Origin of the sequence: Nocardia sp. NPDC003269, assembly GCF_042888005.1 — a bacterium.
In the GTDB taxonomy this organism is placed as follows: Bacteria; Actinomycetota; Actinomycetes; order Mycobacteriales; family Mycobacteriaceae; genus Nocardia.
The window spans coordinates 425,012-451,622 of the sequence record NZ_JBIAPA010000002.1 but is presented as its reverse complement, the minus strand read 5'-3'; the positions used below and the strand labels follow the sequence as shown (position 1 = coordinate 451,622).

The 26,611-nt window shown below is 72.9% G+C and carries 2 protein-coding genes; both read right to left on the bottom strand.

The genetic code is table 11. From position 1 onward, the window contains the following. Positions 1-24: 24 nt before the first annotated feature. Positions 25-15,837 (bottom strand): type I polyketide synthase, encoded by a 15,813-nt coding sequence (locus tag ACFYWJ_RS12585; RefSeq protein WP_355280781.1) that lies wholly within the window; start codon positions 15,835-15,837, stop codon positions 25-27. Continuing rightward, positions 15,834-26,606 (bottom strand): type I polyketide synthase, encoded by a 10,773-nt coding sequence (locus tag ACFYWJ_RS12580; RefSeq protein ID WP_355280780.1) that lies wholly within the window; start codon positions 26,604-26,606, stop codon positions 15,834-15,836. Before ACFYWJ_RS12580 ends, ACFYWJ_RS12585 begins: the two co-directional genes overlap by 4 nt. Positions 26,607-26,611: the final 5 nt, after the last annotated feature.

The following is a 26,611-nucleotide window of genomic DNA, read 5'->3' as shown; positions in this document are numbered from 1 at the left end:
TCTTTCGATGCGGTTACATCTCGGTCAGTCCTCCGAGTGGAAGGCCAGCTCGATCAGATCGTCGAGGTCGAGATCGTCGATCGCGTCGGCCGGGTCGGCCGGGTCGTCGCCGCCGGGGTCGTCCGGTCCCTGCGTCAGCTGGAGCAGGGCGTCGAGCAGGCCCGCCTCGCGCAGCCGCGCGAGCGGGATGGTCTGCAGGGCGCGGCGGATCTCGTCGTCCGGCTGGTCGGCCCCGGGGTCAGCGGCCGGGTGGTCGGTGAGTTCCGCGTGCAGATACTCGGCCAGCGCGGCCGGAGTCGGATAGTCGAAGACCAGCGTGGCGGGCAGCGCCAGACCGGTCGCGGCTTGCACGCTGTTGCGGAATTCGAGCGCGGTGATCGAATCGAAACCCAGATCGCTGAACGCCTTGTCGGGATCGATCACGGTCCCGTTCCGGTGCCCGAGGGTCGCCGCGCCCCGATCACGCACGAGCTCGACCAGCACCCCGAGCCGTTCCCCGGCCGGAGTGCCCGCCAGGCGGGCGCGCAGCGCGGCGGCCGTGCCGTCGGCCGCCTTGCGGCGTGGCGTGGTGAGCCCGGCCAGCAGCGCGGGCGCGAAGCCCGCGTCGCGCATGACGTCGAGGTTCATCCTGGCCAGGATCGGCGCCGCGATGTCGAGCTGGGCCGCGGCGTCGAAGAGCGCGAGACCGTGGGCCCGCGACAGCGGCAGCATGCCGGTGCGGGTCATCCGGAGCCGGTCTACGTCGCCGAGTTCCCCGGCCATGCCGCCGTCCCACAGACCCCAGGCCAGCGACTGCCCCGGCAGCCCCGCCGCCCTGCGCCGGGCGGCGAGCGCGTCCAGGCAGGCATTGGCGGCCGCGTAGTTGCCCTGGCCGGTATTACCGAAAGCGCCCGCTGCCGAACTGAACAGCACGAACGCCCGCAGCGGCAGGCCCGCGGTCAGCTCGTCCAGGTGCAGGGCCGCATCGACCTTGGGGCCGAGGACCGTGTCCAGCCGGTCCGGGGTCAGCGAGGCGATGGCGCCGTCGTCGAGCACGCCGGCCAGGTGGTACACCCCGGCCAGCGGATGCCCGGCCGGGATGTCGGCGAGCACGCGGGACAGCGCGTCCCGATCGGCGACATCGCAGGCGGCGAAGTGCACCTCGGCACCGGATTCGGCCAGCTCCGCCCGCAATTCGGCGGCGCCGGGCGCGGTTTCGCCCCGCCTGCTCAGCAGCAGCAGCCGCCGGACGCCGTGCGTGGCGACCAGGTGCCGGGCGAACATTCCGCCGAGCAGACCACCGGCGCCGGTGATCAGCACGGTCGCCGCCGGGTCGTAGGCCGGGGCCTGCACGGAACCGAGGGCGGTGGTGGCGATCCGGCGCAGTCGCGCGGCATGCACCGTCGCGCCGCGCACGGCGACCTGCGGTTCACCGGTTGCGAGGATGCCGCCGAGCAGCGGGCCGGGGTCGGTGTCGCTGTCGACCAGGACGATCCGGCCCTGGCTCTCGGACTGCGCGGCCCGCACCAGGCCGCCGACGGCGGCGCCCGCCAGGTCGACGCGGTCGGTGTCGGCGACGGCGGCGGCACCGGTGGTGCGCACGACGAGGACCGAGTCGGCGAATCGCGCGTCGGCCAGCCAGGACTGCACCGCGCGCAGCACCCGATGGGTCGCGGCCCGCACCGTGGCGGGATCGTCGCCCGCCGGGCAGTCCAGGATCACGGCGGGCGGGACGGTCGCGCCGAGCCGTTCCCACGACACCGTCTCGATCGTGTTCTCCGCCACCGTGATCGGCGTCCAGCCGACATCGAACAGCGCGGACCCGACGACGGAGGCACCGGCGACGAGTTGCGCCGGGTCCATCGGCCGGGACGCGAGCCTGCGCACCGTGGCGACGGGCGCACCCGACGGGTCGGCGAGGTCGAGCACCACACTGTGGTCGCCGACCCGGGTCATCCGCACCCGCAGCGCGGTGGCACCCGCGGCGTGCACGGTGACACCGGACCAGTCGAACGGCAACGCGAGAGCCGCTCCCGCCGTAGGCAATTCCCCGGCGAGCAGCAGCGCGTGCAGCGCCGAGTCGAACAGGGCGGGGTGGAGGCCGAACCCGTCGGCGAGCCGGGGTTCGGGCAGGGCGACCTCGGCGAACACCTCGTCGCCACGGAGCCACGCCGCCCGCAGGCCCTGGAAGACCGGGCCGTAGCCGTAGCCTGCCGCGCGCAGTCCGTCGTAGCCGTCGTCGATCGGCAGCGGCCGCGCGCCCGCGGGCGGCCACGCGGCGAGGTCGGCACCGGGCGTGGCCGGGTCCGTGCCGACGGTGCCTTCGGCGTTCAGGGTCCACACCGTGTCGCCGTCGTCCGGGCTGGAGTAGATCCGGATCGGGCGACGGCCGGTGTCGTCCCGGTCGCCGACGACGACGCGCAGCGCCGCGCCACCGGATTCCGGCAGCACCAGCGGTGCCCGCAGCACCAGCTCGTCCAGGGTCGTGCCGCCGACCCGGTCGGCGGCGTGCAGGGCGAGTTCGACCAGGCCGGTCCCGGGGAACAGCACGGCGTCGTGCACCCGGTGATCGGCCAGCCACGGCTGGGTGGCGGTCGACAGGCGGCCGGTGAGCAGCACCGTGTCGGAGTCCGGCTGGGCGATCACCGCCGAGATCAGCGGATGCCCGGTGGACACCAGGCCCATCGATCGTGCGTCACCACCGCCGGTCGACCCTTCGGTCAGCCAGTACCGATGGCGCTGGAAGGCGTAGGTGGGCAGCTCGACCCGGCGCGCGCCGGTCCCGGTGTACAGGCGGGCCCAGTCCACCGTCGTGCCCGTCACGAACAGCCGGGCGAGGCCGGTCAGCAGGGTCGCGGGCGTCCCGTCGCCGCGCACGGTCAGCGCGACCGCCGTCGCGGTGTCGAGGGTCTGGGCGACCATCGGTGTGAGGGCGGCGTCGGGCCCGACCTCGGCGAAGCGGCTCACCCCGAGCGTGGCCATGGTGGTCACCGCGTCGGCGAAGCGCACGGTGTCGCGCACCTGACGCACCCAGTAGGCGGGATCGGTCATCTCGTCGGTGACCCTGGCGCCGGTCACCGTGGAGACCAGCGTCAGCGCGGGCTTGCCGAAGCTCAACCCCGCGACGACAGCGCCGAATTCGTCCAGCATCGGTTCCATCAGCGCCGAGTGGAAGGCGTGCGACACCGTGAGCCGGTGGGTGCGCCACCCCTGCTCGACGCAGCGTTCGACCACGGCGGCGACCTCGGCGTCACCGCCGGACAGCACCACCGAGGCCGGTCCGTTGACCGCCGCGATCGACACCTTCGCATCGAGCCGCGCGGCCACGTCCAGCACCTCGGCCTCCGCCGCGCCGACAGCCACCATGGCGCCACCGGCGGGCAGCGCCTGCATCAACCGGCCCCGCGCCGCGACCAGCACACACGCGTCGTCGAGCGACAGCACGCCTGCCACATGGGCGGCCGCGATCTCACCGATCGAGTGCCCGGCCACCACCTCGGCCCGCACGCCCCACGATTCGAGCAGCCGGAACAGCGCCACCTCGAAGGCGAACACGCCCGCCTGGGTGAACACCGTCCTGGCGAGCAGATCTCCGTCACCGAGGGCGGTCGCCAGCGAATCAGGCTGTCCCAGTCTCGGTTCCAGCCGGTCGACGATGCCGTCGAAGTGCTCCGCGAAGACCGGGTAGGCCGCGCGCAGCCCGGTGGCCATGTCCGCCCACTGCGCGCCTTGGCCGGAGAAGACGAAGCCCGTCGAACCATTTATCACCTTGCCGTGCACCATGTTCGGCGTCTCGGTGCCGTCGGCCAGTGCCTGTAGCTCCGACCGGTCGCCGGTCAGGACGACAGCCCGGTGCTCGAAGACGCTCCGCGTCGAGGCCAGCGAGAAGCCGAGATCGATCGGGTCGAGGTCGCCGACCCGGGCCGCCAGCAGTGCGGCCTGATCGGCCAGCGCCGCGCCGCTGCGGGCGGACAGCACCCACGGAGTCGACTCGCCGAGCGGTGCGACCGGGGTGGGCGAATCCGCCACCGGCGGTCCCTGTTCCACGATGACGTGGGCGTTCGTCCCACTGATGCCGAACGAGGAAACACCCGCACGCCGCGGCCGATCCACCTCCGGCCACGCGACCGATTCCGTCAGCAGACGGACATGACCCTCGGACCAATCCACCTTCGTACTGGGCTGATCCGCGTGCAGGGTGCGCGGCAGCACCCCGTGCCGCATCGCCATGATCATCTTGATCACGCCACCCACACCGGCCGCCGCCTGCGCATGACCGATATTGGATTTCAGCGAACCCAGCCACAGCGGACGATCGTCGGCGCGATCCTGGCCATAGGTCGCCAGCAGGGCCTGCGCTTCGATCGGATCACCCAAAGTCGTTCCGGTGCCGTGCGCTTCGACCGCGTCGACCTCCACCGCAGGCACCCCCGCATTGGCGAGCGCCTGGCGAATCACTCGTTGCTGCGACGGACCATTGGGTGCCGTGAACCCGTTGGACGCACCGTCCTGATTCACCGCCGACCCCGCCAGCACCGCCAGCACCTGATGACCGTTGCGGCGGGCATCGGAGAGCCGTTCCAGCACCAGCACACCCGCGCCCTCGGACCAGCCGACGCCATCGGCACTGTCGGAGAACGATTTACACCGTCCGTCGGGCGAGAGCCCGCGCTGACGACCGAATTCGAGGAACATGTCCGGCGTCGCCATCACGGCCACACCACCGGCCAGGGCGAGTTCGCACTCCCCCGAGCGCAGCGATTGCGCGGCCAGATGCAGCGCCACCAGCGACGACGAGCACGCCGTGTCCACCGTGACCGACGGACCCTCGAGCCCGAACACATACGACACCCGGCCGGAGACCAGGCTGCCCGCGGCGCTGCTGCCGGTCCCGGAGCCCTGCGCGTAGTCGTGGTACATCACGCCGGTGAACACACCGGTCGAACTTCCGCGCAGCACCGCCGGATCCAGACCGGCCCGTTCGAGCGCCTCCCAGGAGACCTCGAGCAGCACGCGCTGCTGCGGGTCCATGACGGTCGCCTCGTTCGGGCTGATCCCGAAGAAGTCCGCGTCGAACTCGGCGGCCTCGTAGAGGAATCCGCCGCGCCGGGTGTAGGTCTTGCCCGCCCTGCCGGGTTCGGGATCGTAGATGCCGTCCAGGTCCCAGCCGCGATCGCGCGGCATGTCCCCCGTGGTGTCCCCACCCGAGGTCACCAGCTGCCACAGGTCCTCCGGCGAGGCGACACCGCCCGGGTAGCGGCAGCTCATGGCCACCACCGCGATCGGATCGTCGTCGGCGCGGACCCGGCCGACCACCCGCTGCTCGGTCGTCACCGTGCCGGTGAGCTGGGAATCGAGGAACTCCGCGACGATCCCCGGGGTGGGGTAGTCGAAGATGAGGGTGGCGGGCAGGTGCAGGCCGGTCGCGGTGTTGAGCTTGTTGCGGAACTCCACGGCGCCGAGCGAGTCGAAGCCGAGCTGCTGGAACGGCCGATCGGCGACGACGGCGTCGGCCGAGGCATGGCCGAGGATGTCGGCGGCCACCGTCCGGACCAGTTCGAGCAGCGCGCCGCCGCGATCGGTGTCGGACAGCCCGGCCAGCTTGCGCAGGAACGCCTGGCCCGCGGCTGTCCGAGTGGGACGACGCGCCGGTGCGGGGGCGATCGCGAGCAGCAGCGCGGGGATCTGCTCGCCGCGGGTCCGCAGCACGGCCGGGTCGACCCGCAGCGGCACCAGCTGGGCCGCGTCGGTGGCGATGGCCGCGTCGAACAGCGCCAGCCCCTCCGCCTCGGTCAGCGGCGGGAAGCCCTGCCTGCGCATCCGGTCGAAGTCGGCTTCGGACAGGTCGGTGCCCAGGCCGGTGGCCCGCGCCCACATGCCGTAGTCGAGCGCGGTCGCCGGCAGTCCGAGCCGGTGCCGGTGCGCGGCGAGGGCGTCGAGGAAGACATTGGCCGCCGCGTAGTTCGCCTGCCCGGCGGGCAGGACCAGGCCACCCGCCGAGGACACCAGGACGAACAGCGACAGCGCGGACGCCGCGGTGAGTTCGTGCAGATGCCAGGCGGCGTCGGCCTTCGGCCGCAAGACCCGCTCGATCCGCTCCGGGGTGAGCGCCTCGATCAGCCCGTTGTCGGCGGTGCCCGCCGCGTGCACCACACCGACCAGCGGATGCTCGGCGGGCACGGTGGCGAGCAGGGCGGCCAGCGCGGCGCGATCGGACACATCGCACGCGGCGATGGTCACCTCGGCGCCGAGTTCGGCCAGCTCGGAACGCAATTCGGCCGCACCGGTCGCGGCCGCACCGCTACGGGAGGTCAGCAGCAGCCGACGGACGCCGTGCGCGGTCACCAGGTGCCGCGCGAACACCGCGCCCAAACCGCCGGTGCCACCGGTGATCAGGACCGTACCGGTGTCGATCGACCGCGCGACCGTGCCGGGAGTGGCCCTGGTCAGACGCGGGACGAGCAGGGTGTCGTCGCGCAGCGCCGCCTCGGGTTCCCCGGCGGCCACGGCCGACGCGATCCGAACCGGATCGGGCTCGGTGTCCAGATCGAGGAGCTGGAGGCGGCCCGGGTGCTCGGCCTGCGCGGCACGCAGCAGCCCCCAAATCGGCGCCTGTGCCAGGTTGATCTCGTCGGCGTGCACCGCGCGCGAGGTGAGCACGACCAAACGCGCGCCGTCCCACCGTGGATCGGCCAGCCATCGCTGCACCGAGCCGAGGACGTCGGCGAGTACGTCGCGGGCCGCCTCCGGCGCCGTGCCCGGATGATCCGGCGCGACGAGCACGACGACCTCGGGGATCACCGGTTCCGGGGTCGCGTCGAGGTCGGCGACCAGGGCCGCGAGATCCGCGTAGCCTGGCACCTCACCCGGGGCACCCACCAGCGCGAGGCGGACCGGCTCGCCCACCGCTGCCACGGGCACCCAGTCGACCGCGAACAGCGACTCCGAGATCCGGTCCGCGCCCAGCCGTTCGGCCGAGACGGGCCGCGAGACCAGCGCGCCCACCGACATGACCGGCTGCCCCTGGTCATCGGCGAGCTGGAGGGCATACCTGGTGCCGTCCAGCACGATCCGGACGCGCACGGCGGCGGCGCCCGCCGCGTGCACGACGACCTGGTTCCAGGTGAACGGCAGCGCCGGGAAGCCGTCGACGCCACCACGCAGCCCGTGGACGATCCCGGCGTGCAGGGCCGAATCGAACAGCGCGGGATGGATGCCGAAGCCCTCGGCGTCGCGCGGATCGGGCAGCGCCACTTCGGCGAACAGTTCGTCGCCACGCTGCCAGGCCGCCTGCAGACCCTGGAAGAACGGGCCGTATCCGTACCCGATATCGAGCAATTCGTCGTAGGCGCTGTCGACGTCGATCGGCTCGGCTCCGGCCGGTGGCCAGGCGGTCAGCTCGAAGTCGGCGGTGGTCGCGGTCGGCGCCAGCACGCCTTCGGCGTGCAGGGCCCAGGGACCGTCGGCGGTCTGCTGGGAGTGCACGCCGAGCCGCCGGCGTCCGGCGTCATCGGGGGCGGCCACCACGACCTGCACCGCGACGCTGCCTTCGGACGGCACCGTCAGCGGCGTGTGCAGGACGAGCTCGTCCACCATCGGGCAGCCGAGCAGACCGCCGACATACCCGGCCAGTTCCACGAATCCGGTGCCCGGCAGCAGCACCACACCGAGCACGCTGTGATCGGCCAACCACGGCACGGTGTCCACGGACCAGCGGCCGGTGAAGCTGACCCCACCCGACTCCGGGTGCGGGACAACGGCGCCGAGCAGCGGATGGTCGACCGCGTCGAGGCCGACCGCGGTGACGCCGCCCAGCTCGGCACCGAGCCACGACTTCGCCAGCGCCTGCTTGGCGTCGAGCCAGAACCGCTCGTGCTGGAAGGCGTAGGTGGGCAGGTCGACGCGCCGCGCGCCGGGGAACAGCCCGGTCCAGGCCACGGCCGCGCCCGCGACGAACAGGCCCGCGACGCCGGTCAGCACCGACGACGCGTCGGCCCGGTCGCGACGAGCCAGCGCCACCACGGTCGCGGCGGGATCGTCGATGACCTGGGTGATCATCGGAGTGAGGACAGCGTCGGGTCCCACCTCGGCGAACCTGGTCACGCCCAGCTCGGCCATGGTGGCGACCGCGTCGGCGAACCGCACCGTCGCCCTGACCTGCTCGACCCAGTAGGCCGGGTCCGACAGCTCGTCCTCGACCCGGCGTCCGGTGACCGTCGACACGAGGTCGATACTCGGCCGCGCGAAGGTCAATTCGGCCACCACCGTGGCGAATTCGGCCAGCATCGGTTCCATCAGCGCCGAATGGAAGGCGTGCGAAACCCGCAAACGATGTGTCCGCCAGCCGTTCTCGGCACACGCCTCGGCGACGGCCGTGACGGCGTCCTCGGGACCGGACAGCACCACCGCCGCAGGGGCGTTGACCGCGGCGATCGACACCGCGTCGCCCAGCAGCGGCAGCACCTCGGCTTCCGGCGCACCCACCGCGACCATCGCGCCACCCGCGGGCAGCGCCTGCATCAACCGGCCGCGCGCCGCCACCAGGGCACACGCGTCACCCAGCGACAGCACCCCCGCGACATGAGCGGCGGCCACCTCACCGATCGAATGACCGGCCACCACGTCCGGACGCAGACCCCAGGATTCGAGCAGCCGGAACAGCGCCACCTCGAAGGCGAACAGGCCCGCCTGCGCGAACACCGTCCGGTTGATCGAGTCCGGGGCCGAGAGCGCCTCGCCCAGCGACACCGGCTGCGCCAGAAGCGGCTCCAGCCCGGCCACGATCTCGTCGAAGGCCCCGGCGAACAGCGGATAGGTGGCGCGCAGCTCGGCCGCCATACCCGCCCACTGCGCGCCCTGACCGGAGAACACCAAGCCGGTCGTGCCCGCCACCGCCCGGCCGGTCACCACCCCGGGTACCGCCGAACCAGCGGCCAGCGCCGCGATTCCCGCGCGCAGGCGATCCGGGTCGTCGGCCAGGACCACGGCGCGGTGCTCGAAGACACCGCGCGTAGATACCAGCGAGAATCCGACATCCCGTGACTCGAGAGCGAATTCGCCGAGGTGCGTGCCCAGCCGGGCCGCTTGGGCGGCGAGGGCATCGTCACTGCGCGCCGACAACACCCACGGAAGCAGTCCCGTGTCGCCATCCGTCGGCGTCGAATCCGCTACCGGGGGCGCCTGTTCCACGATGACGTGCGCGTTCGTACCACTGATCCCGAACGAGGACACCCCGGCGCGACGCGGCCGATCGGCCTCCGGCCACGCGACGGCCTCGGTCAGCAAGCGGAGGTGTCCCGCGGACCAATCCACCTTGGTACTGGGCTGATCCACGTGCAGGGTGCGGGGCAGCACGCCGTGGTGCATGGCCATGACCATCTTGATCACGCCACCCACACCGGCGGCGGCTTGCGCGTGCCCGATATTGGATTTCAGCGAACCCAGCCACAGCGGACGATCCTCGGCACGGTCCTGGCCATAGGTCGCCAGCAGGGCCTGCGCCTCGATCGGATCACCCAAAGTCGTTCCGGTACCGTGCGCTTCGACCGCGTCGACCTCGACCGGTGAAACCCCGGCATTGGCCAGCGCCTGACGGATCACCCGGCGCTGCGACGGACCGTTCGGCGCGGTCAGACCGTTCGACGCGCCGTCCTGGTTGACCGCCGAACCGGCGACGACCGCCAGCACCCGATGACCGTTGCGCTGGGCGTCGGACAACCGTTCCAGCACGAGCACGCCGACGCCCTCGGACCAGGCGACACCGTCGGCGGCATCGGCGAAGGACTTGCTGCGCCCGTCCGGCGCCAGCCCACGCTGACGGCTGAACTCCACGAAGGTCTCCGGGGTCGCCATCACGGCCACACCACCGGCCAGCGCCAGATCGCTCTCCCCCGACCGCAGCGACTGCGCGGCCAGGTGCAGGGCGACCAGCGACGACGAGCACGCGGTGTCGACGGTGACCGACGGCCCCTCCAGCCCGAATACATAGGACACCCGGCCGGAGGCGATGGAACCGGAGTTCGCGTTCACCGGATAGTCGTGATACATCATGCCGGTGAAGACGCCGGTCGCGGTGCCGCGCAGGGTCGCCGGATCGACACCGGCCCGCTCGAAGGCCTCCCACGAGCTCTCCAGCAGCAGGAACTGCTGCGGGTCCATCGCGGCCGCCTCGTTGGGGCTGATGCCGAAGAACGCGGGGTCGAAAGCGCCCGCGTCGTGCAGGAATCCGCCCTCGCGCGTGTAGGTGGTGTTCGGTTTCTCGCCGGTGGGGTCGTAGATCCGCGCGGTATCCCAGCCGCGGTTCACCGGGAACTCCGAGGCCGCGTCGACACCGTCGGCGACCAGCCGCCACAGGTCCTCGGGCGTGCCGACCCCGCCCGGATACCGGCAGGCCATGCCGACGATCGCGATCGGATCGCCGTCGACCGCCCGGCCCGCCGTGACATCGATATCGGTTGTCGTGCCGAGGAACTCGTCGGCCAGGTGCTCGGCCAGCGCCTGCGGTGTCGGATAGTCGAAGACGACCGTGGCGGGCAGGGCGAGACCGGTGACGGTCTTGAGCCGGTTGCGCAGCTCGACCGCGCTCAGCGAATCGAAGCCGAGATCCTGGAAGGCGCGAGCGGGATCGATCGCGGACACGCTGTCGTGCCCGAGCACATCCGCGATGTGGGTGCGCACGGTGTCGAGCACCAACTGCCGCCTGCGGTCGGCGTCCGCGCCAGCGAGCCGAATCCGCAAGTCCGACACCACTGTCGAGGCGGCGGTCCGGCGGGTCGCGGGCGCCAGGTCACGCAGCAGTGGCGGCAGTAGTCCGGCCTCGGCCTGGGCCCGGATCGCGGCGGTGTCGAGGACGGCGATCACGGCGTGCGGGGTGCCGTGGGCGAGGGCCGCGTCCCATCCGGCGAGCGCCTGGTCGTCCGGCATGGCGGTGAATCCGGTGCGGCTCATCCTGGCCACATCGGTATCACCGAGTTGTCCGGACATCCCGCTGGAGCGAGCCCACAGACCCCACGCGAGCGACTGACCCGCCAGCCCGGTGGCTCGGCGATGCGCCACGAGCGCGTCGAGGAAGGTGTTGGCGGCGGCGTAGTTGCCCTGCCCGGGGCCACCGACGGTGCCCGACGCCGAGGAGAACACCACGAATGCCGACAGATCCAGGTGGGCGGTCGCCTGGTGCAGATACCAGGCGGCATCGGCCTTCGGCGCCAGGACGTTGTCGATCCGCTCGGGGGTCAACGAGCCGATGACCCCGTCGTCGAGCACACCGGCGGCATGGATCACCCCGGTCAACGGCGATTGCTCGGGCACCTCGGCCAGCAGCGCGGTCACCGCGGCGGCATCGGTGACGTCAGCCGCGACCACCCGCACCCGCGCACCGGACTCGGCCAGTTCGGCGACCAGCGCGTCCACGCCTTCGGCCCGCGGACCCCGGCGACTCACCAGCAGCAGCGACCGCACCCCGTACCCGGCCACGAGGTGCCGAGCGATCACCCCACCCAGACCACCGGTGCCACCCGTGATCAGGACAGTCCCGTCCCCGAAGCCCGCGACTGCGGTCGATTCGGTGACCGCTGCGTCAGCTCCGGGAGCCGCAGCACCCGTGCTGGCAGCGGCAGCATCCGCACCAGTACCCGCAGCGCCCGCACCCGAAGTGGCAACCTCCGCGAGGCCTGCCGTAGCCCCCGTGCGGCTGTCCGGGCGAGTAAGGCGGGCGGTGTGAATGACACCGTCGCGGACGAGGACCTGCGGTTCGCCGACGGCCAGAACGATGGCCGCCAGGCTCGGGTCGACGGCGGTGTCGGTGTCGACCAGGACGATGCGGCCCGGGTCCTCGGATTGGGCGGAACGCACCAGGCCCCAGACGGCGGCACCGGGGAGGTCGTCGCCGGGGAGCGCGACCGCGCCCCGGGTGGCGATGAGCAGGGTGCTGGTGGCGAAACGCTCCCGCGCCAGCCACTGCTGGATCACGGAGAGAACGCGGGTGACCTCGGCATGGGTGGTGGCCACCACGTCCGGGTCGGTGGTCGCGGACCAGCCGGACCCGGCCTCGACGACGACCACCGGCGGTACCGAGGACTCCGCGTCCAGGTCGTCCCATCGGCCGAGAGCCGGGAGCGCCGTGGCGGGCTCGGTCGTCACCGGCGACCAGGTCAGCGCGAACAGCGGCGCGGCAGGCTTCGCCACGCCGGCGGTGAGCTGGTCGAGTGGCGTCCGCCGGGTCGTCAGCGTGCCCGACAGCACCGGTCGGCCCTGGTCGTCGGTCGCGGTGCAGGCGACCGATGACCCCGTCGACACCAGCCGCACGCGCAGGACGGACGCTCCGGCGGCGTGCAGCGCGACTGACTCCCAGGAGAAGGGCAGCACCACCTGTCCGGCCGGGATGGTGAACGGTGACTCCGGCGCGCCGTCCAGCACACCGGCGAGCAGACCGGCCTGCATGGCCGCGTCCAGCAGGGCCGGGTGGATACCGAATCCTTCGGCCCGGACACCGGTTTCGGTGTCGAGCGCGACCTCGGCGAACACCTCGGCGCCGCGTCGCCACAGCGCTCGGACACCCTGGAAGGCGGGTCCGTAGTCGTAGCCGCGGGCCAGCAGCGCCGTGTAGGCGGCCGCGACATCGATGCCGGGCGCGGCGGGCGGCCAGGTCTGCGGGGCGGCGTCGAGCGCCGCGGACTCCCCGGCGAGCAGACCGCGCGCGTGCAGCAGCCACTGTCCGTCGCGGTCGTGTTCGCCGCGCGAGTAGATCGCGACCGACCGGCGCAGCGCGTCGTCGTCGGTCCCGCCGACCACCACCTGGATCTGCGTCCCACCCGCGGCGGGCAGGAGCAGCGGTGCCTGCAAGGTCAATTCCTCGACCACCGGATACCCGGCCTCGGCACCCGCGCGCAACGCCAGCTCGACGAACCCGGTGCCCGGCAGCAGGACCGCACCCGCGACCATGTGGTCGGCCAGCCAGGGCTGGGTCGCGACCGACAGCCGTCCCGTCAGCAGGACACCGCCGGACTCCGGTTCCGACACCACCGCACCCAGCAGCGGATGCCGCGCCGCGCCCAGCCCGGCCCACTCGACATCGGCGGCGCCGACGGAGGTCTCGAGCCAGTAGCGACGGCGCTGGAAGGCGTAGGTGGGCAGCGACACCCGGGCGACCGGCCGCGACGCGAAGAACGCCGCCCAGTCGACCTCCACGCCGACTACCTCGGCGGCGACAACGCACCGCACGAACTGCTCGACCTCGGCCTGCCCGCGCCGCGCGCCCGCGACCACCAGCGACTGCGCCTCGATCTCGTCCGGCAGGCACTGCCGCGTCATCGCGGACAACACCGCGTCCGGGCCGATCTCGACGAACCGGCGCACACCCGAGGCCACGAGCGTGTCCACGCCACGGGCGAACCGCACGGCCTCCCGGACCTGCCGCACCCAGTAGGCGGGGTCGAGCAGCTCGTCGCCCGCGAGTTCACCGGACAGGTTCGAGACCAGCGGGAGCTGGGGTCGCTGGTAGGTCACTTCCCTGGCGACGGAATCGAACTCGGCCAGCATCGCGTCCATCCGGTGCGAGTGGAACGCGTGCGACACCGTCAACCGCGAGGTCTTGCGGCCACGTTCGGCGAACAGCCGCTCCAGCGCCGTGACCGCGTCCTCGTCACCGGAAACCACCACGGAGGTCGGCGAATTCACCGCGGCGATAGACACCGAGCCTGAGTGCGCCGCGAGCGCCTCGGTGACCTCGGCCTCGCTCGCCGCGACCGCCAGCATCGCGCCGCCTTCGGGCAGCCGCCCCATGAGGCGGCCACGCGCGGCCACCAGTCGGCACGCGTCCGGCAGCGACCACACGCCGGCCAGATAGGCGGCGGCCAGCTCACCGATCGAATGACCGAGCAGGACATCCGCTGTCACACCGAACGATTCCCACAGCCGGTACTGCGCGACCTCGTAGGCGAACAGGGCGGGCTGGGTGTACTCCGTGCGATGCAGCGCGGCGTCGGCGCCGTCGACCATCAGCTGCCGCAGCGAGATTCCCAGCAGCGGGTCGAACTGCGCGCAGACTTCGTCCAGCGCGGCCGCGAACACCGGGAACGCCGCGGACAGCGCGCGTCCCATGCCGTGCTGCTGCGCGCCCTGGCCGGTGCACAGGAACGCGGTCTTGCGCAGCACCGCCTGGCCCGTGGTCACCCCACCGGCGGGCGACGACTCCGCCAGGGCGGTCAGCCCGGCGAGCAGTCCGTCCCGGTCGGCGGCCACGAACGCACCGCGCCACTCCAGCCGGGCACGCGTGGTCGACAACGAATAGCCGATGTCGTCGACGCCCAGTTCGGGGTGGTCGGTCACCCACCGCAGCACCTTGGCGGCCTGATCTCGCAGGCCCGCTTCGGTTTTCGCGGAGACCAGCACCGGGGTGACGCCGAGCGCAACGGCCGGTGGCGCGTCGTCGTCCTCCGGTGCGGCGGCCTCGACCGCGGCCGGGGCTTCCTCGAGAATGACGTGGGTGTTGGTGCCGCTGGCGCCGAACGAGGACACACCGGCCCGGCGCACCCGCTCGCCCGCGGGCCACGGCTCCGCCTCGGTGAGCACCCGCACGGTGCCCGCCGACCAGTCCACATGCGGGGTCGGGGCGTCGACATGCAGTGTCGCGGGCAGTGTTTCGTGGCGCATCGCCTGCACCATCTTGATCACACCGCCGACGCCCGCCGCGGCGGAGGTGTGACCGATGTTCGACTTGAGCGAGCCGATGCGCAGCGGGGCACCGGTGCGGTCCCGGCCATACGCGGCGATCAGGGCCTGGGCCTCGATCGGGTCGCCGAGGGTGGTGCCGGTGCCGTGCGCCTCGACGGCGTCGATATCGGCGGGCGTCAGACCGGCATTGGCCAGCGCCTGCGCGATCACCATCTCCTGCGAGGGACCGTTGGGCGCGGTCAGCCTGCTGCTGGCCCCGTCCTGGTTGACGGCCGTACCGCGCACCACCGCGAGGATCGGGTGGCCGTTGCGGCGCGCGTCCGAGAGACGCTCGACCACCAGCATGCCGAGACCCTCGGAGAAGCCGGTGCCGTTCGCCCCGGCCGCGAAGGCCTTGCACCGGGCATCCGGCGACAGCGCGCGCTGGCGGCCGAAGGCGATCAGCAGGGTGGGATCCGACATCACGGTCACGCCGCCGACCAGGGCGAGCGAGGTGTCACCCTGGCGCAACGCCTGGCAGGCGAGGTGCAGGGCGACCAGCGAGGACGAGCAGGCGGTGTCCACCGACAGCGCCGGACCCTTGAGGCCGAAGGTGAACGACACCCGCCCGGACAGCACACTGGCCGAAACACCCGGGTAGGCATGGCCTTCCGCCTCGGCCGTCAGTCCGGGCGAGCCGACGCGCGGCCCGTAGTCCTGATGGATCACGCCCGCGAACACCCCGGTGTCGCTGCCGCGCAACGACACCGGGTCGATGCACGCGTCCTCCAGTGCCTCCCAGGCGGCTTCCAGGAACAACCGCTGCTGCGGGTCCATCGCCTCGGCGGCGCGCGGCCCGATCCCGAAGAACCCCGCGTCGAAATCGCCTGCGGCATGCAGGAACCCGCCCTCGCGGGTGTAGATCGCGCCCGCCGCGTCGGGGTCGGGGTCGAACAGGCGCTCGAGGTCCCAGCCGCGGTCGGCCGGGAACGGGCCGACCGCGTCGGTGCCGGTCGCGACCAGATCCCACAGCTGGGCCGGGGTCTCGACGCCACCGGGATACCGGCAGCTCATGCCGACGATCGCGATCGGTTCGGCGGCCCGCTCCTCGAGCTGGTCGATGTGCTTCTTGGCGGCGCGGAGGTCTCCGGTGAGCTTGCGCAGATACCGGCTGAGTCGTTCCTCGTTGCTGGTGCCGGGGTTGCTCATGCTGGGCCAAACTCCTCGTCGATCAAATCCAAGAGCTCACTGCCGGAGGGCAGGTCGAGATCGTCGTACTCGCTGTCGGGCCAGCGGCCGGACAGGTAGGTGCGCAGGCGGTTGTTGACGCCGCGCAGGCCGGCGACGGTGTCGTCGTCATCGCCCGCGGTGGCGATGATGCGGTCGAGCAGCGACTCGAGCCGGGCGATGTCGTCGGGCGTCACCGCCGCGGTGGCCGGTGCGACGACGGTGGTCCGCGCCAGCAGGTAGTCGGCGAGGTCACCGGCGGTCGGGTAGTCGAACGCCAGGGTCGACGGCAGCGACAGGCCCGTCAGGGCCGACAGCCGGTTGCGGAACTCGACGGCACCGAGCGAGTCGAAGCCGAGTTCGTCGAAGCCGCGATCGGGGGCGATGTCGTCGGCCGAGCCGTAGCCGAGCACCGCGGCGACGGTGTCGCGCACCAGGTCCAGGACCAGACCGCGGCGCTTCGGCTCGGCCACGCCGTGCAGGCGCTCGCCGAGCGAGGGTTCGTTGCTCGGGGTCGCGGCCGCCCGGTCCCTGGTGCGGACGAAGCCGCGCAGGGCGCCGGGCACCGGGCCGGTGTGCGCTTCGAGGCGGAGCTTGTCGGTGTCCAGGTGGACCAGGGCCTGCACCGGGTCGGCGGTGGTCAGCGCGTCGTCGAACAGGCGCAGACCGTCGGCGCGGTCCAGCGGCGCGAGGCCGAGTCGCTCCATCCGGCTCAGGGCGAGCCGGTCCAGGGTGCCGGTCATGCCGATGTCTTGCTGCCACGGACCCCAGGCCAGCGACAGCGCGGGCAGTCCTTCGGCCCGGCGCCGGATCGCCAGCGCGTCCAGGAAGCTGTTCGCGGCGGCGTAGTTCGCCTGTCCGGCCGAGCCGAGCACGCCGGCGACCGAGGAGAACAGGACGAACGCGGACAGGTCGAGATCGCGGGTGAGCTCGTGCAGGTGCCAGGCCGCCTCGGCCTTCGGCGCGAACACCCGATCGACCTGCTCGGCGGTGAGGGCGTGGAAGGTGCTGTCCGCCAGCAGACCCGCGGTGTGCACGACGCCGGTCAGCGGATGCTCCGCCGGGACGTCGAGCAGCAGGTCGCGGACGGCGTCCCGGTCGGTGACATCGCACGCGGCGATCCGCACCTCGGCGCCGAGCCCGGTCAGCGCCTCGGCGAGTTCCGTCGCGCCGTCGGCGCTCGCGCCGCGCCGCGACACCAGCAGGAGCTGCCGCACGCCGTGGGTGGTCACCAGATGCCGGGCCAGCAGGGCACCCAATCCGCCGGTGCCGCCGGTGATCAGCACCGTGCCCCGGCCGAAGGCGACCGGGTCGGTGGCCGCTGTGGTCACCGGCTCGAGACGCGGGGACAGGACGCGGTCGCCGCGCACCGCCACCTGCGGCTCGCCGGTCGCGATGGCGGCCCGGATCGCTTCCGCCGACACGGGCGTCGCGTCGGCGTCGACCAGCACGATCCGTCCGGGGTACTCGGTCTGTGCGCTGCGGATCAGACCGGTGACCGCCGCCGCCGCGACATCCGGTGTCTCCTCGGGCAGTCCGGCCGCGCGCCGGGTGACCACGACCAGTCGCGACCGGGCGAACCGGTCGTCGGCCAGCCAGCCGCGCACCGTCGCCAGCGCGTCCTTCACCCGATCCCCTGGCGCCGACTCCTGGTGCGCTGCCGCGGCTTCGGACCAGACGACGAGGTCGGGCACCGAGCCCGCCGCCAGCGCCGCCAGATCCGGGTGGTGCTCGTCGATCCCGAGGACCGGGGCGGCGCCGAGGACGGCGGCGCTGCCCGCCTGCGCGAGTCCGTCCGGCGTGCCGACCGCCGTCCAGCGCACCCCGTAGCGGGCCGCGCGGCCACCGGCCAGATTGGCGCGGAACTGCTGGACGTCGTAGGAGCGCATGACCACTTCGTCGATGGAGACGACCGGGTTGCCGTCCTGGTCGACGGCCACGACCGTGATGGTCTCGCTGTCGCGCTGGATGGCCATCACCCGCAGCGACGTCACCTTCGCGGTGGTGTGGAAGCGGGTCGCGCCCCAGCGGAACAGCAACTTGCCCTCGGCCGGGTTGTTCGCTTCGTCGGACCAGATCAGGCAGACGAGTCCGGCGTGCATCACCATGTCGAACAGCGCCGGATGCAGCTGGAACCGGTCGGCGGGCACCTCCTGGCTCAGCGTGACCTCGGAGAAGATGGTGTCGCCGGTGCGCCACGCGCCATCGATGCCGTAGAAGGACGGTCCGTATTCCAGTCCGGCCACCCGGCCCACCTGGGCGGGAATCCAGGCGGGATCGACCGGTGCCGCGCCGACCGGCGGCCACGGCTCGGCGCGCAGCATCTCCATCAGCCCGATATCGGTGAGCTGATGACCGCTCAGCACGCCGCTGGCATTGCGCGTCCACTCGGTGTCGGCCGCGTCGGCGAGCCGGTAGTGGAAGGTGAACGACCGGCGCCCCGCGGCATCCGGTTCCCGGACCAGGACCTGGAGTTCCACCGCGCCCTCCGGGGGCGGGAGGATCGGCGACTCGAGGGTGAGCTCCTCGACCGCGCCGCACCCGATGCGCGCGCCGGCGACCAGCAGCATCTCCATGAGCGCGGCGCTCGGGACGAGTACGACGCCGTAGGTCATGTGGTCGGCGATCCAGGGGTGGGTGCGCAGCGACAAGCGGCCGCTGAACAGCCACTCGTCCCGGTCGGCCACCCGCACCACGTCGGTGAGCAGCGGATGTTCCGCCGAGGTCGCGCCGGTGCCGACCGGTGCGGCGTCGAGCCAGAACCGCCGGTGCTCGAAGGCGTAGGTGGGCAGGCCGACTCGCGCGACCCGGCCCGCGGCGAACAGCCCGGTCCAGTCCAGCGTCGCTCCGGCGGTGTGCGCGGTGGCGAGCATGGTCAGGAACTGGGCGACCTCGTCGTGGTCGCGGCGGGCGGCCGCGGCGACCGTGGATCGCTCCTCGATCTCGGCAGGCAGGGTCTGGCGCGTCATCGCCGCGAGCACCGCGTCGGGACCGATCTCCAGGAATCGGCGCACGCCCGAGGCCGCCAGGGTCTCGACACCCGGCGCGAACCGGACCGCGCCGCGTACCTGCGCGACCCAGTACGCCGGGGCGAGGATCTCGTCTCCGGCGAGCTCGCCGGAGACGTTGGACACCAGCGGAATTCGGGGAGCGTGATATGTGATGCCCGCCGCCACCGCTTCGAACTCGGCCAGCATCGGCTCCATCCGATGCGAGTGGAACGCGTGCGAGACGCGCAGCCTGCTGGTCTTGCGGCCCTGCTCGGCGAATCGCCGATCGAGCGCGTCGACGGCGTCCTCGTCACCGGAGATCACCACGGCGGTGGGCGCGTTCACCGCGGCCACCGACACCCGATCGGCGAATTCCGTGACGGCCGTGGCGACTTCGGCCTCGGTGGCGGCGACAGCCAGCATCGCGCCGCCTGCGGGCAGCGCGTCCATCAGCGCACCGCGCGCCGCGACCAGTCGGCAGGCGTCGTCGAGGGACCACACTCCCGCGATGTGCGCGGCGGCCAGTTCGCCGATGGAGTGGCCGATCACCAGATCCGGGACGAGCCCGAACGATTCCACCAACCGGTACAGCGCCACCTCGAAGGCGAACAGCGCGGGCTGGGTCAGCCGGGTGCGGTCCAGGATCCCGTCCGCCGCGACGCCCTGATCGTCGAGCAGGTGTCCGGTGACCATCGCCTGCTTCAGCGAACATCCCAGCAGCGGGTCGAACCGGGCGCACACCTCGTCGAGTGCCGACGCGAAGACCGGGAAGGCGTGCGCCAGCTCGGCACCCATCCCGACCCGCTGCGCGCCCTGACCGGTGAACAGGAACGCGGTCTTGCCGGAGCCCACCGTTCCGGACACCACGCCGGTCGACGGGGTCCCGGCGGCCAGCTTGCCCAACCGGTCCAGCAGGTCGTCCCGGTCGCCGCCGAGGACCGCCGCGCGGTATTCGTGCTGCGCGCGGCTCGTCGCGAGTGAGTACGCCACGTCGGCCGGGTCGGCGTCGGGGTGGTCGAGCAGCCAGGTCCGCAGGCGCGCCGCCTGGGCCGCGAGCGCGGTCCGGCTCTTGGCCGACACCAGCAGCGGCACCGTGCGCGGACCGTCGGCGGTCCGCTCCGCGACGACCGATCGGACGGCGGGCGCTTCCTCGAGGATGGCGTGCGCGTTGGTGCCGCTGACACCGAACGACGACACACCCGCCCGGCGCACCGGCCCGCCCGCGCGCCACGGTTCCGGCTCGGTCAGCAGGCGCACCGCCCCCGCCGACCAATCCACGTGCGGGGACGGCACTTCGGCGTGCAGGGTCGCGGGCAGGGTCTCGTGGCGCAGTGCCTGCACCATCTTGATCACGCCACCGACCCCGGCCGCCGCGACCGTGTGCCCGATATTCGATTTGATCGAGCCGATGCGCAGCGGTTCGCGCTCGCCCCGGTCCTGGCCGTAGGCGGCGATCAGCGCGTTGGCCTCGATGGGGTCACCCAGCGGGGTGCCGGTGCCGTGCGCTTCCACCGCGTCCACGTCGGCGGGGGTGAGTCCGGCGCTGGCCAGCGCCTGGGCGATCACCCGCTCCTGGGACGGGCCGTTCGGCGCGGTCAGCCCGTTGCTCGCGCCGTCCTGGTTGACGGCGGTGCCGCGCACCAGGGCCAGCACGTCGTGGCCGAGGCGGCGGGCGTCGGAGAGCCGTTCCAGCACCAGCACGCCGACGCCCTCGGCGAAGGCGACGCCGTCGGCCGCGTCCGAGAACGCCTTGCAGCGCCCGTCCGGCGAGAGGCCGCGCTGCCGGGCGAAGTCGACGTAGAGGTAGGGAGTCGCCGCGACGGTGACACCGCTGGCCAGCGCCAGCGAGCTCTCCCCCTGCCGCAGCGCCTGGCAGGCCAGGTGCAGGGACACCAGCGACGACGAGCACGCGGTGTCCACGGTGACCGCGGGACCTTCCAGCCCGAGGACGTAGGCCACGCGCCCGGAGATCACGCTGCTGGTCGTGCCGGTGAGCCGATAGCCCTCCAGGTCGCCGACAACGCGGTCGACGTAGCCCGAGGCGCCCGCGCCTGCGAACACACCGGTGTCACTGCCGCGCAACGAGACCGGGTCGATGCCCGCGTCCTCCAGCGCCTCCCACGACACCTCGAGCAGCAACCGCTGCTGCGGGTCCATCGCCGACGCCTCGCGCGGGCTGATCCCGAAGAAGCCGGGATCGAAATCGCCCGCGTCGTAGAGGAATCCGCCGCGGTTGGTGTACACGGTCCCCGGCTTGTCCGGGTCCGCGTCGAACAGGCGGGGCAGATCCCAGCTGCGGTCGGCAGGGAATTCGCCGGTAGCGTCGACCCCGGCGGCGACGAGATCCCAGAGCTGCTGCGGTGATTCGACACCGCCGGGGAACCGGCAGGCCATGCCGACGATCGCGATCGGCTCGTCGGCCCTGACCCGGCGCACGGTCTTGGTGACGGGCGCACCGGTCGCCGGGGTGACGCGGGACTGCACCAGCGTGGCCACCGCCGCCGGGGTCGGATGGTCGAACACCAGGGTCGATGGCAGTTGCAGGCCGGTGGCCTTGCCGAGGCGGTTGCGGAACTCCACGCCGCCGAGGGAGTCGAAGCCGATCTCGTCGAAGCGCTGGTCGGGCCGGATATCGCTACCCGACTCGTGGCCGAGCACCGCGGCGGCCTGGGCCAGCACCACGTCCAGGATCAGTTCGGCGCGACGGGCCTCGGGGACCTCGGCCAGCTGGGCACCGAGGGAGCCCACCGGCGCCGCGGTCGCCGCGTGCGCCGGGCGGGTCGAGCGGCGCACATAACCGCGCAGGACGGCGGGGACGGCCGCGGGATCGGTCTCCCGGCGCAGCGCGCCCGCGTCGAACACGGTCGGCGCCAGGCACGCCGCTGGGTGGGCGAGCGCCTCGTCGAACAGGCGCAGGCCGTCGGCGTTCGCGAGTGGGCTCGTGCCCAGTCGGTCCCAGCGGGCGAGGGCGGCGCGATCCAGGTCGCCGGTCATGCCGCTGCCCTGGTTCCACGGCCCCCAGGCCAGGGAGGTGGCGGCCAGCCCGGCGGTCCGGCGGCGCCGGGCGAGCGCGTCGAGGACGCCGTTGGCGGCGGCGTAGTTGCCCTGCCCGGCCGTGCCGAGCACGGTCGCGATCGAGGAGAACAGCACGAACGCCGACAGCGTCCGGTCCAGGGTCAGTTCGTGCAGATGCCAGGCGCCGTCGACCTTCGGGGCCAGTACCCGGTCCATCTGGTCGTCGGTCAGCGTGGCGACGGTGCCGTCCGCGAGCACCCCGGCGGTGTGCACGACGGCGGTGAGCCCGGTGCCGATGCCGTCGAGCAGCGCGCGCACCGCGTCCCGGTCGGCCACATCGCAGGCCACCACGCGCGCCGCGGCGCCCAGCCGCGCGAGCTCGGCCACCAGTTCGGCGGCGCCCGGTGCCTCGGGGCCGCGACGGGAGGTCAGCACCAGCTCGCGGACGCCGTGCGCGGTGACGAGGTGGCGGGCGAACAGGGCACCGAGTCCACCGGTGCCGCCGGTGATCAGCACGGTTCCGTCGCCGACGGAGACCGGTGCCGGGTCGGCGGTGGCCGCGCGCACCAATCGCGGTGCCAGCAGCCGGTCACCGCGGATCGCCACCTGCGGTTCGCCGGAGCGTACCGCGGCCGCGATCCGGTCGGAATCGAGTGGTGTGGCCGGGTCCTCGTCGATCAGGACGAAGCGATCGGGGTGCTCCGACTGCGCGCTCCGCACCAGACCCCAGATCGCGGCGGCGGCGAGATCGGGTGTATCACCGGGCATTCCCGCGCCGTCCGTGGTCACGACGAGCAGCCGGGTCGCGGCCAGCCGCTCCTCGGCGAGCCAGTGCTTCAGCGTGGCCGAGGTGTCGTGGACAGCCGTGCGCACCGCTTCCGGGCCCTCCGCGCCCCGCGCACCGGCTCGCCACACCACGACAGCCGGAACAGCTTCCGCCGCAGCGAGGTCCGCGACCGAGGCGAACGCGAGGTCGATCCCCGGCACGGTCGTGGCCGCGAGGGTGGCCGTCGTCGCCACGGTGGCGGGCCCGGCGGTGTCCGTGGCCGGCTCCCAGCGCACCTCGTAGAGGCTCGCCTCGGCACCGGCGACCGTGCTCCGGAACTCCTTGACGTCGTAGGGGCGCATCACGACCGCGTCGACCGAGATGATCGGCGCGCCTTCGGAATCGATCGCCGCGACCGAGAGGGTCTCCGGGCCGGACGCGACCGCGACGACCCGCAGCGAGGTCACCTCCGGTGGCACCTTCCCCGGTGTGTGGAAGCGCGCACCGCCCCACCGGAACAGCAGCCGACCCGTGTCCGGATCGGGATTCCCCTCGCCCCACAGCAACTGGGCGAATCCCGCGTGCATGACCATGTCCAGCAGGGCGGGGTGCAGCTCGTGGCGGCCCGCTTCGGGTGCCGCGTCGAGGTTCAGGGCGATCTCGGAGAAGACGGCGTCGTCGCGCTGCCACACGGCGCGCACGCCGAGGAACGCCGGACCGTACTCGAGCCCGGCGTCCCGGGAGATCCGCGCCGGAAGTCCGTCGCTGTCGACTGTTTCGGCGTCGGCGGGCGGCCAGTCCTCGTCGCGCAGCCGCTCCATCAGGGCCGCGTCGCCGTCCCAGCGGGCGGCGAGCGCGCCGGTGGCGTTGTGCACCCACTCCGACTCGGGCGAGGTCCGGAAGTAGAACTCGAACGGGCGACGTCCCACCGCGTCGGCGGCCTGGACCAGGACCTGGAGTTCGATCTCGGTGTCGTCGGCCGGCAGGATCGGCGCCTGCAGGGTGAGTTCGTCGACGACCTCGCAGCCGATCCGCGTGCCCGCGGCGAGCAGGAACTCGATCAGGGTCGCGCTCGGCACGACCACCACGCCGTAGGTCATGTGATCGGCGATCCACGGCTGGGTCCGCAGCGAGAGCCTGCCGGTGAGCAGCCACTCGTCGGTGCCCGCCATGCCGACCACGCCCGTCAGGATCGGATGATCCGAGGCACCGGCCGAGCCGCTGTGGTCGGGCTGCAACCAGTGACGCCGACGCTGGAAGGCGTAGGTGGGCAACGGGATACGGGGTGCGGGGCGATCCGCGAACAGCGGTGCCCATGTCACCGGCACACCCGCGACCTGGAACCGGGCCAGCGCGGTGACGAACTGCGTCACCGCGTCGACGGACCGCCGCGCCAGCGCCGCCACTGTCGACACCGACTCGATCTCCGGTGTCTCGGCCAGGCACTCCCCGGTCATGGCCGTGAGCACCGCGTCCGGGCCCAGCTCGACGAACCGCCGCGCGCCCGCCGCGACCAGGGCGGCCACGCCCGGCGCGAACCGCACGCAGCCACGCACCTGCCGCACCCAGTACTCGGGATCGGTCACCGTCGCGTCCGCGAGCTCGCCGGACTCGTTCGACACGATCGGCACCCGCGGCGCCGCGTAGGTGATACCGGTTGCCACCGTGCGGAATTCGGCCAGCATCGGCTCCATCCGTGCCGAATGGAAGGCATGGCTGACCCGCAACCGGCTCGTCCGCACCCCCTCGGCGGTGAGCTGCCGCTCGATCTCCTCGATGGCGTCGGCCTCCCCGGACAGCACCGAAGACGACGGACCGTTCACCGCCGCGATCGACACCCGCGTACCGAGACCCGCGACGATCTCGCCCGCGCGCTCGGCGGTGACCGCCACCGCGAGCATCGCGCCGCCCACCGGCAGCGCGCCCATCAGCCTGCCCCGCGCCGCCACCAGCGCGCACGCGTCCGGCAGCGACCACACCCCGGCCACGTACGCGGCCGCCAGTTCGCCGATCGAATGGCCGATCAGAAAATCCGGTGTCACGCCGAAGGATTCGACCAGCCGGCACATCGCCACCTCGAAGGCGAACAGGGCGGGCTGGGTGAACTCGGTGCGGTCGAGCAGGCCGTCGGCGTCGGTGAACATCACCTCGCGCAGCGACCGCCCGAGCAGCGGATCGAAGGCCGCGCACAGCTCGTCGAGCGCGGCCGCGAACACCGGGAACGCGCGGTACAGGTCCGCGCCCATGCCGACGCGCTGCGCGCCCTGACCGGTGCACAGGAACGCCGTGCGCTCCGCGGTCGCCGTGGCCGTCAGCGCGCCGGGCGCGCCCGCCGCCAGCTCGGCCAGCCCGGCGAGCAGTTCGTCCCGGTCCCGGCCGACGACCGCGCCCCGCCATTCCAGCAGGGCCCGCGAGGTCGTCAACGCGTGCGCCACCTCCCGGACATCACGGTCGGGTTCGTCGATCAGCCACTGCCGCAGGCGATCCGCCTGCGCGCGCAGGGCGTCGCCGGACTTGCCGGACAGGATCAGCGGCACGACCTCCGGCCCGACCGGGGTCGCGACCGGCGCGGCCTCGTCGTCGACCGGCTCGGCGGGTGCTTCCTCGAGGATGAGGTGCGCGTTGGTGCCGCTGGCCCCGAACGACGACACCCCGGCCCGCCGGGTCCGCTCCCCCGCGGGCCACGGCGCGTTGTCCCGCAGCAGCTCGACGGTGCCCGCCGACCAATCCACGTGCGGTGTGGGCGCGTCCACGTGCAGGGTCTTCGGCAGGACACCGTGGCGCAGGGCCTGCACCATCTTGATCACGCCGCCGACGCCGGCCGCGGCCGAGGTGTGCCCGACATTCGATTTGAGCGAGCCCAGCCGCAGCGGCGCGCCCGCGCGTCGCGCGCCGTAGACGCTGATCAGCGCCCGCGCCTCGATCGGATCGCCGAGCATCGTGCCGGTCCCGTGCGCCTCGACGGCGTCGATGTCGGCGGGCTCCAGCCCCGCGTTCGCCAGCGCCTGTGCGATGACCCGCTCCTGCGACGGACCGTTGGGCGCGGTCAGGCCATTGCTCGCGCCGTCCTGGTTGACCGCGCTGCCCCGCACCACGGCCAGCACCGGATGCCCGAGCCGCCGCGCGTCCGACAGCCGCTCCAGCACCAGCACGCCGAGGCCCTCGGAGAAGCCCGTCCCGTCCGCGGCGGCCGCGAACGCCTTGCAGCGAGCGTCCGGGGACAGGGCGCGCTGCCGCGCGAACGCGATCAGCAGGGAGGGATCCGACATCACGGTGACGCCACCGGCCAGCGCGAGGGTGGCATCACCCTGACGCAGGGCCTGGCAGGCCAGATGCAGGGCCACCAGCGAGGACGAGCAGGCGGTGTCGACCGAGATGGCCGGGCCCTTGAAGCCGAACGAGTACGCGATCCGCCCGGACAGCACACTGTTCGAGACACCCAGGTAGGCATGGCCTTCCGTCTCGGCGCTGATGGCCGCCGACCCGATGCGCGGACCGTAGTGCTGGTGGATGACACCCGCGAACACCCCGGTCTCGCTGCCGCGCAACGACACCGGGTCGATCCCCGCGTCCTCGAGCGCCTCCCAGGACGCCTCGAGCATCAGCCGCTGCTGCGGGTCCATCGCGGCCGCCTCGCGCGGCCCGATCCCGAAGAACGCCGCGTCGAAATCACCGATGGCGTCGAGGAATCCGCCGTCGCGGGTGTAGACGGTGCCGGGCGCGTCCGGGTCGGTGTCGAAGAGGCGCTCCAGGTCCCAGCCACGATCGTCCGGGTAGGCCCCGACCGCGTCCACGCCGTCCGCGGTCACCCGCCACAGGTCCTCGGGTGACCGCACGCCGCCGGGGTACCGGCAGGCCATGCCGACGATGGCGATCGGCTCCTGCGACCGATCGGTGAGCTCACGGAGCTGCTGCTTGGTCTCGTACAGCTCTTTCGCGGTCTTCTTCAGATACCGGCGTAGCTCGTCGTTGTCGGCCATCGGTG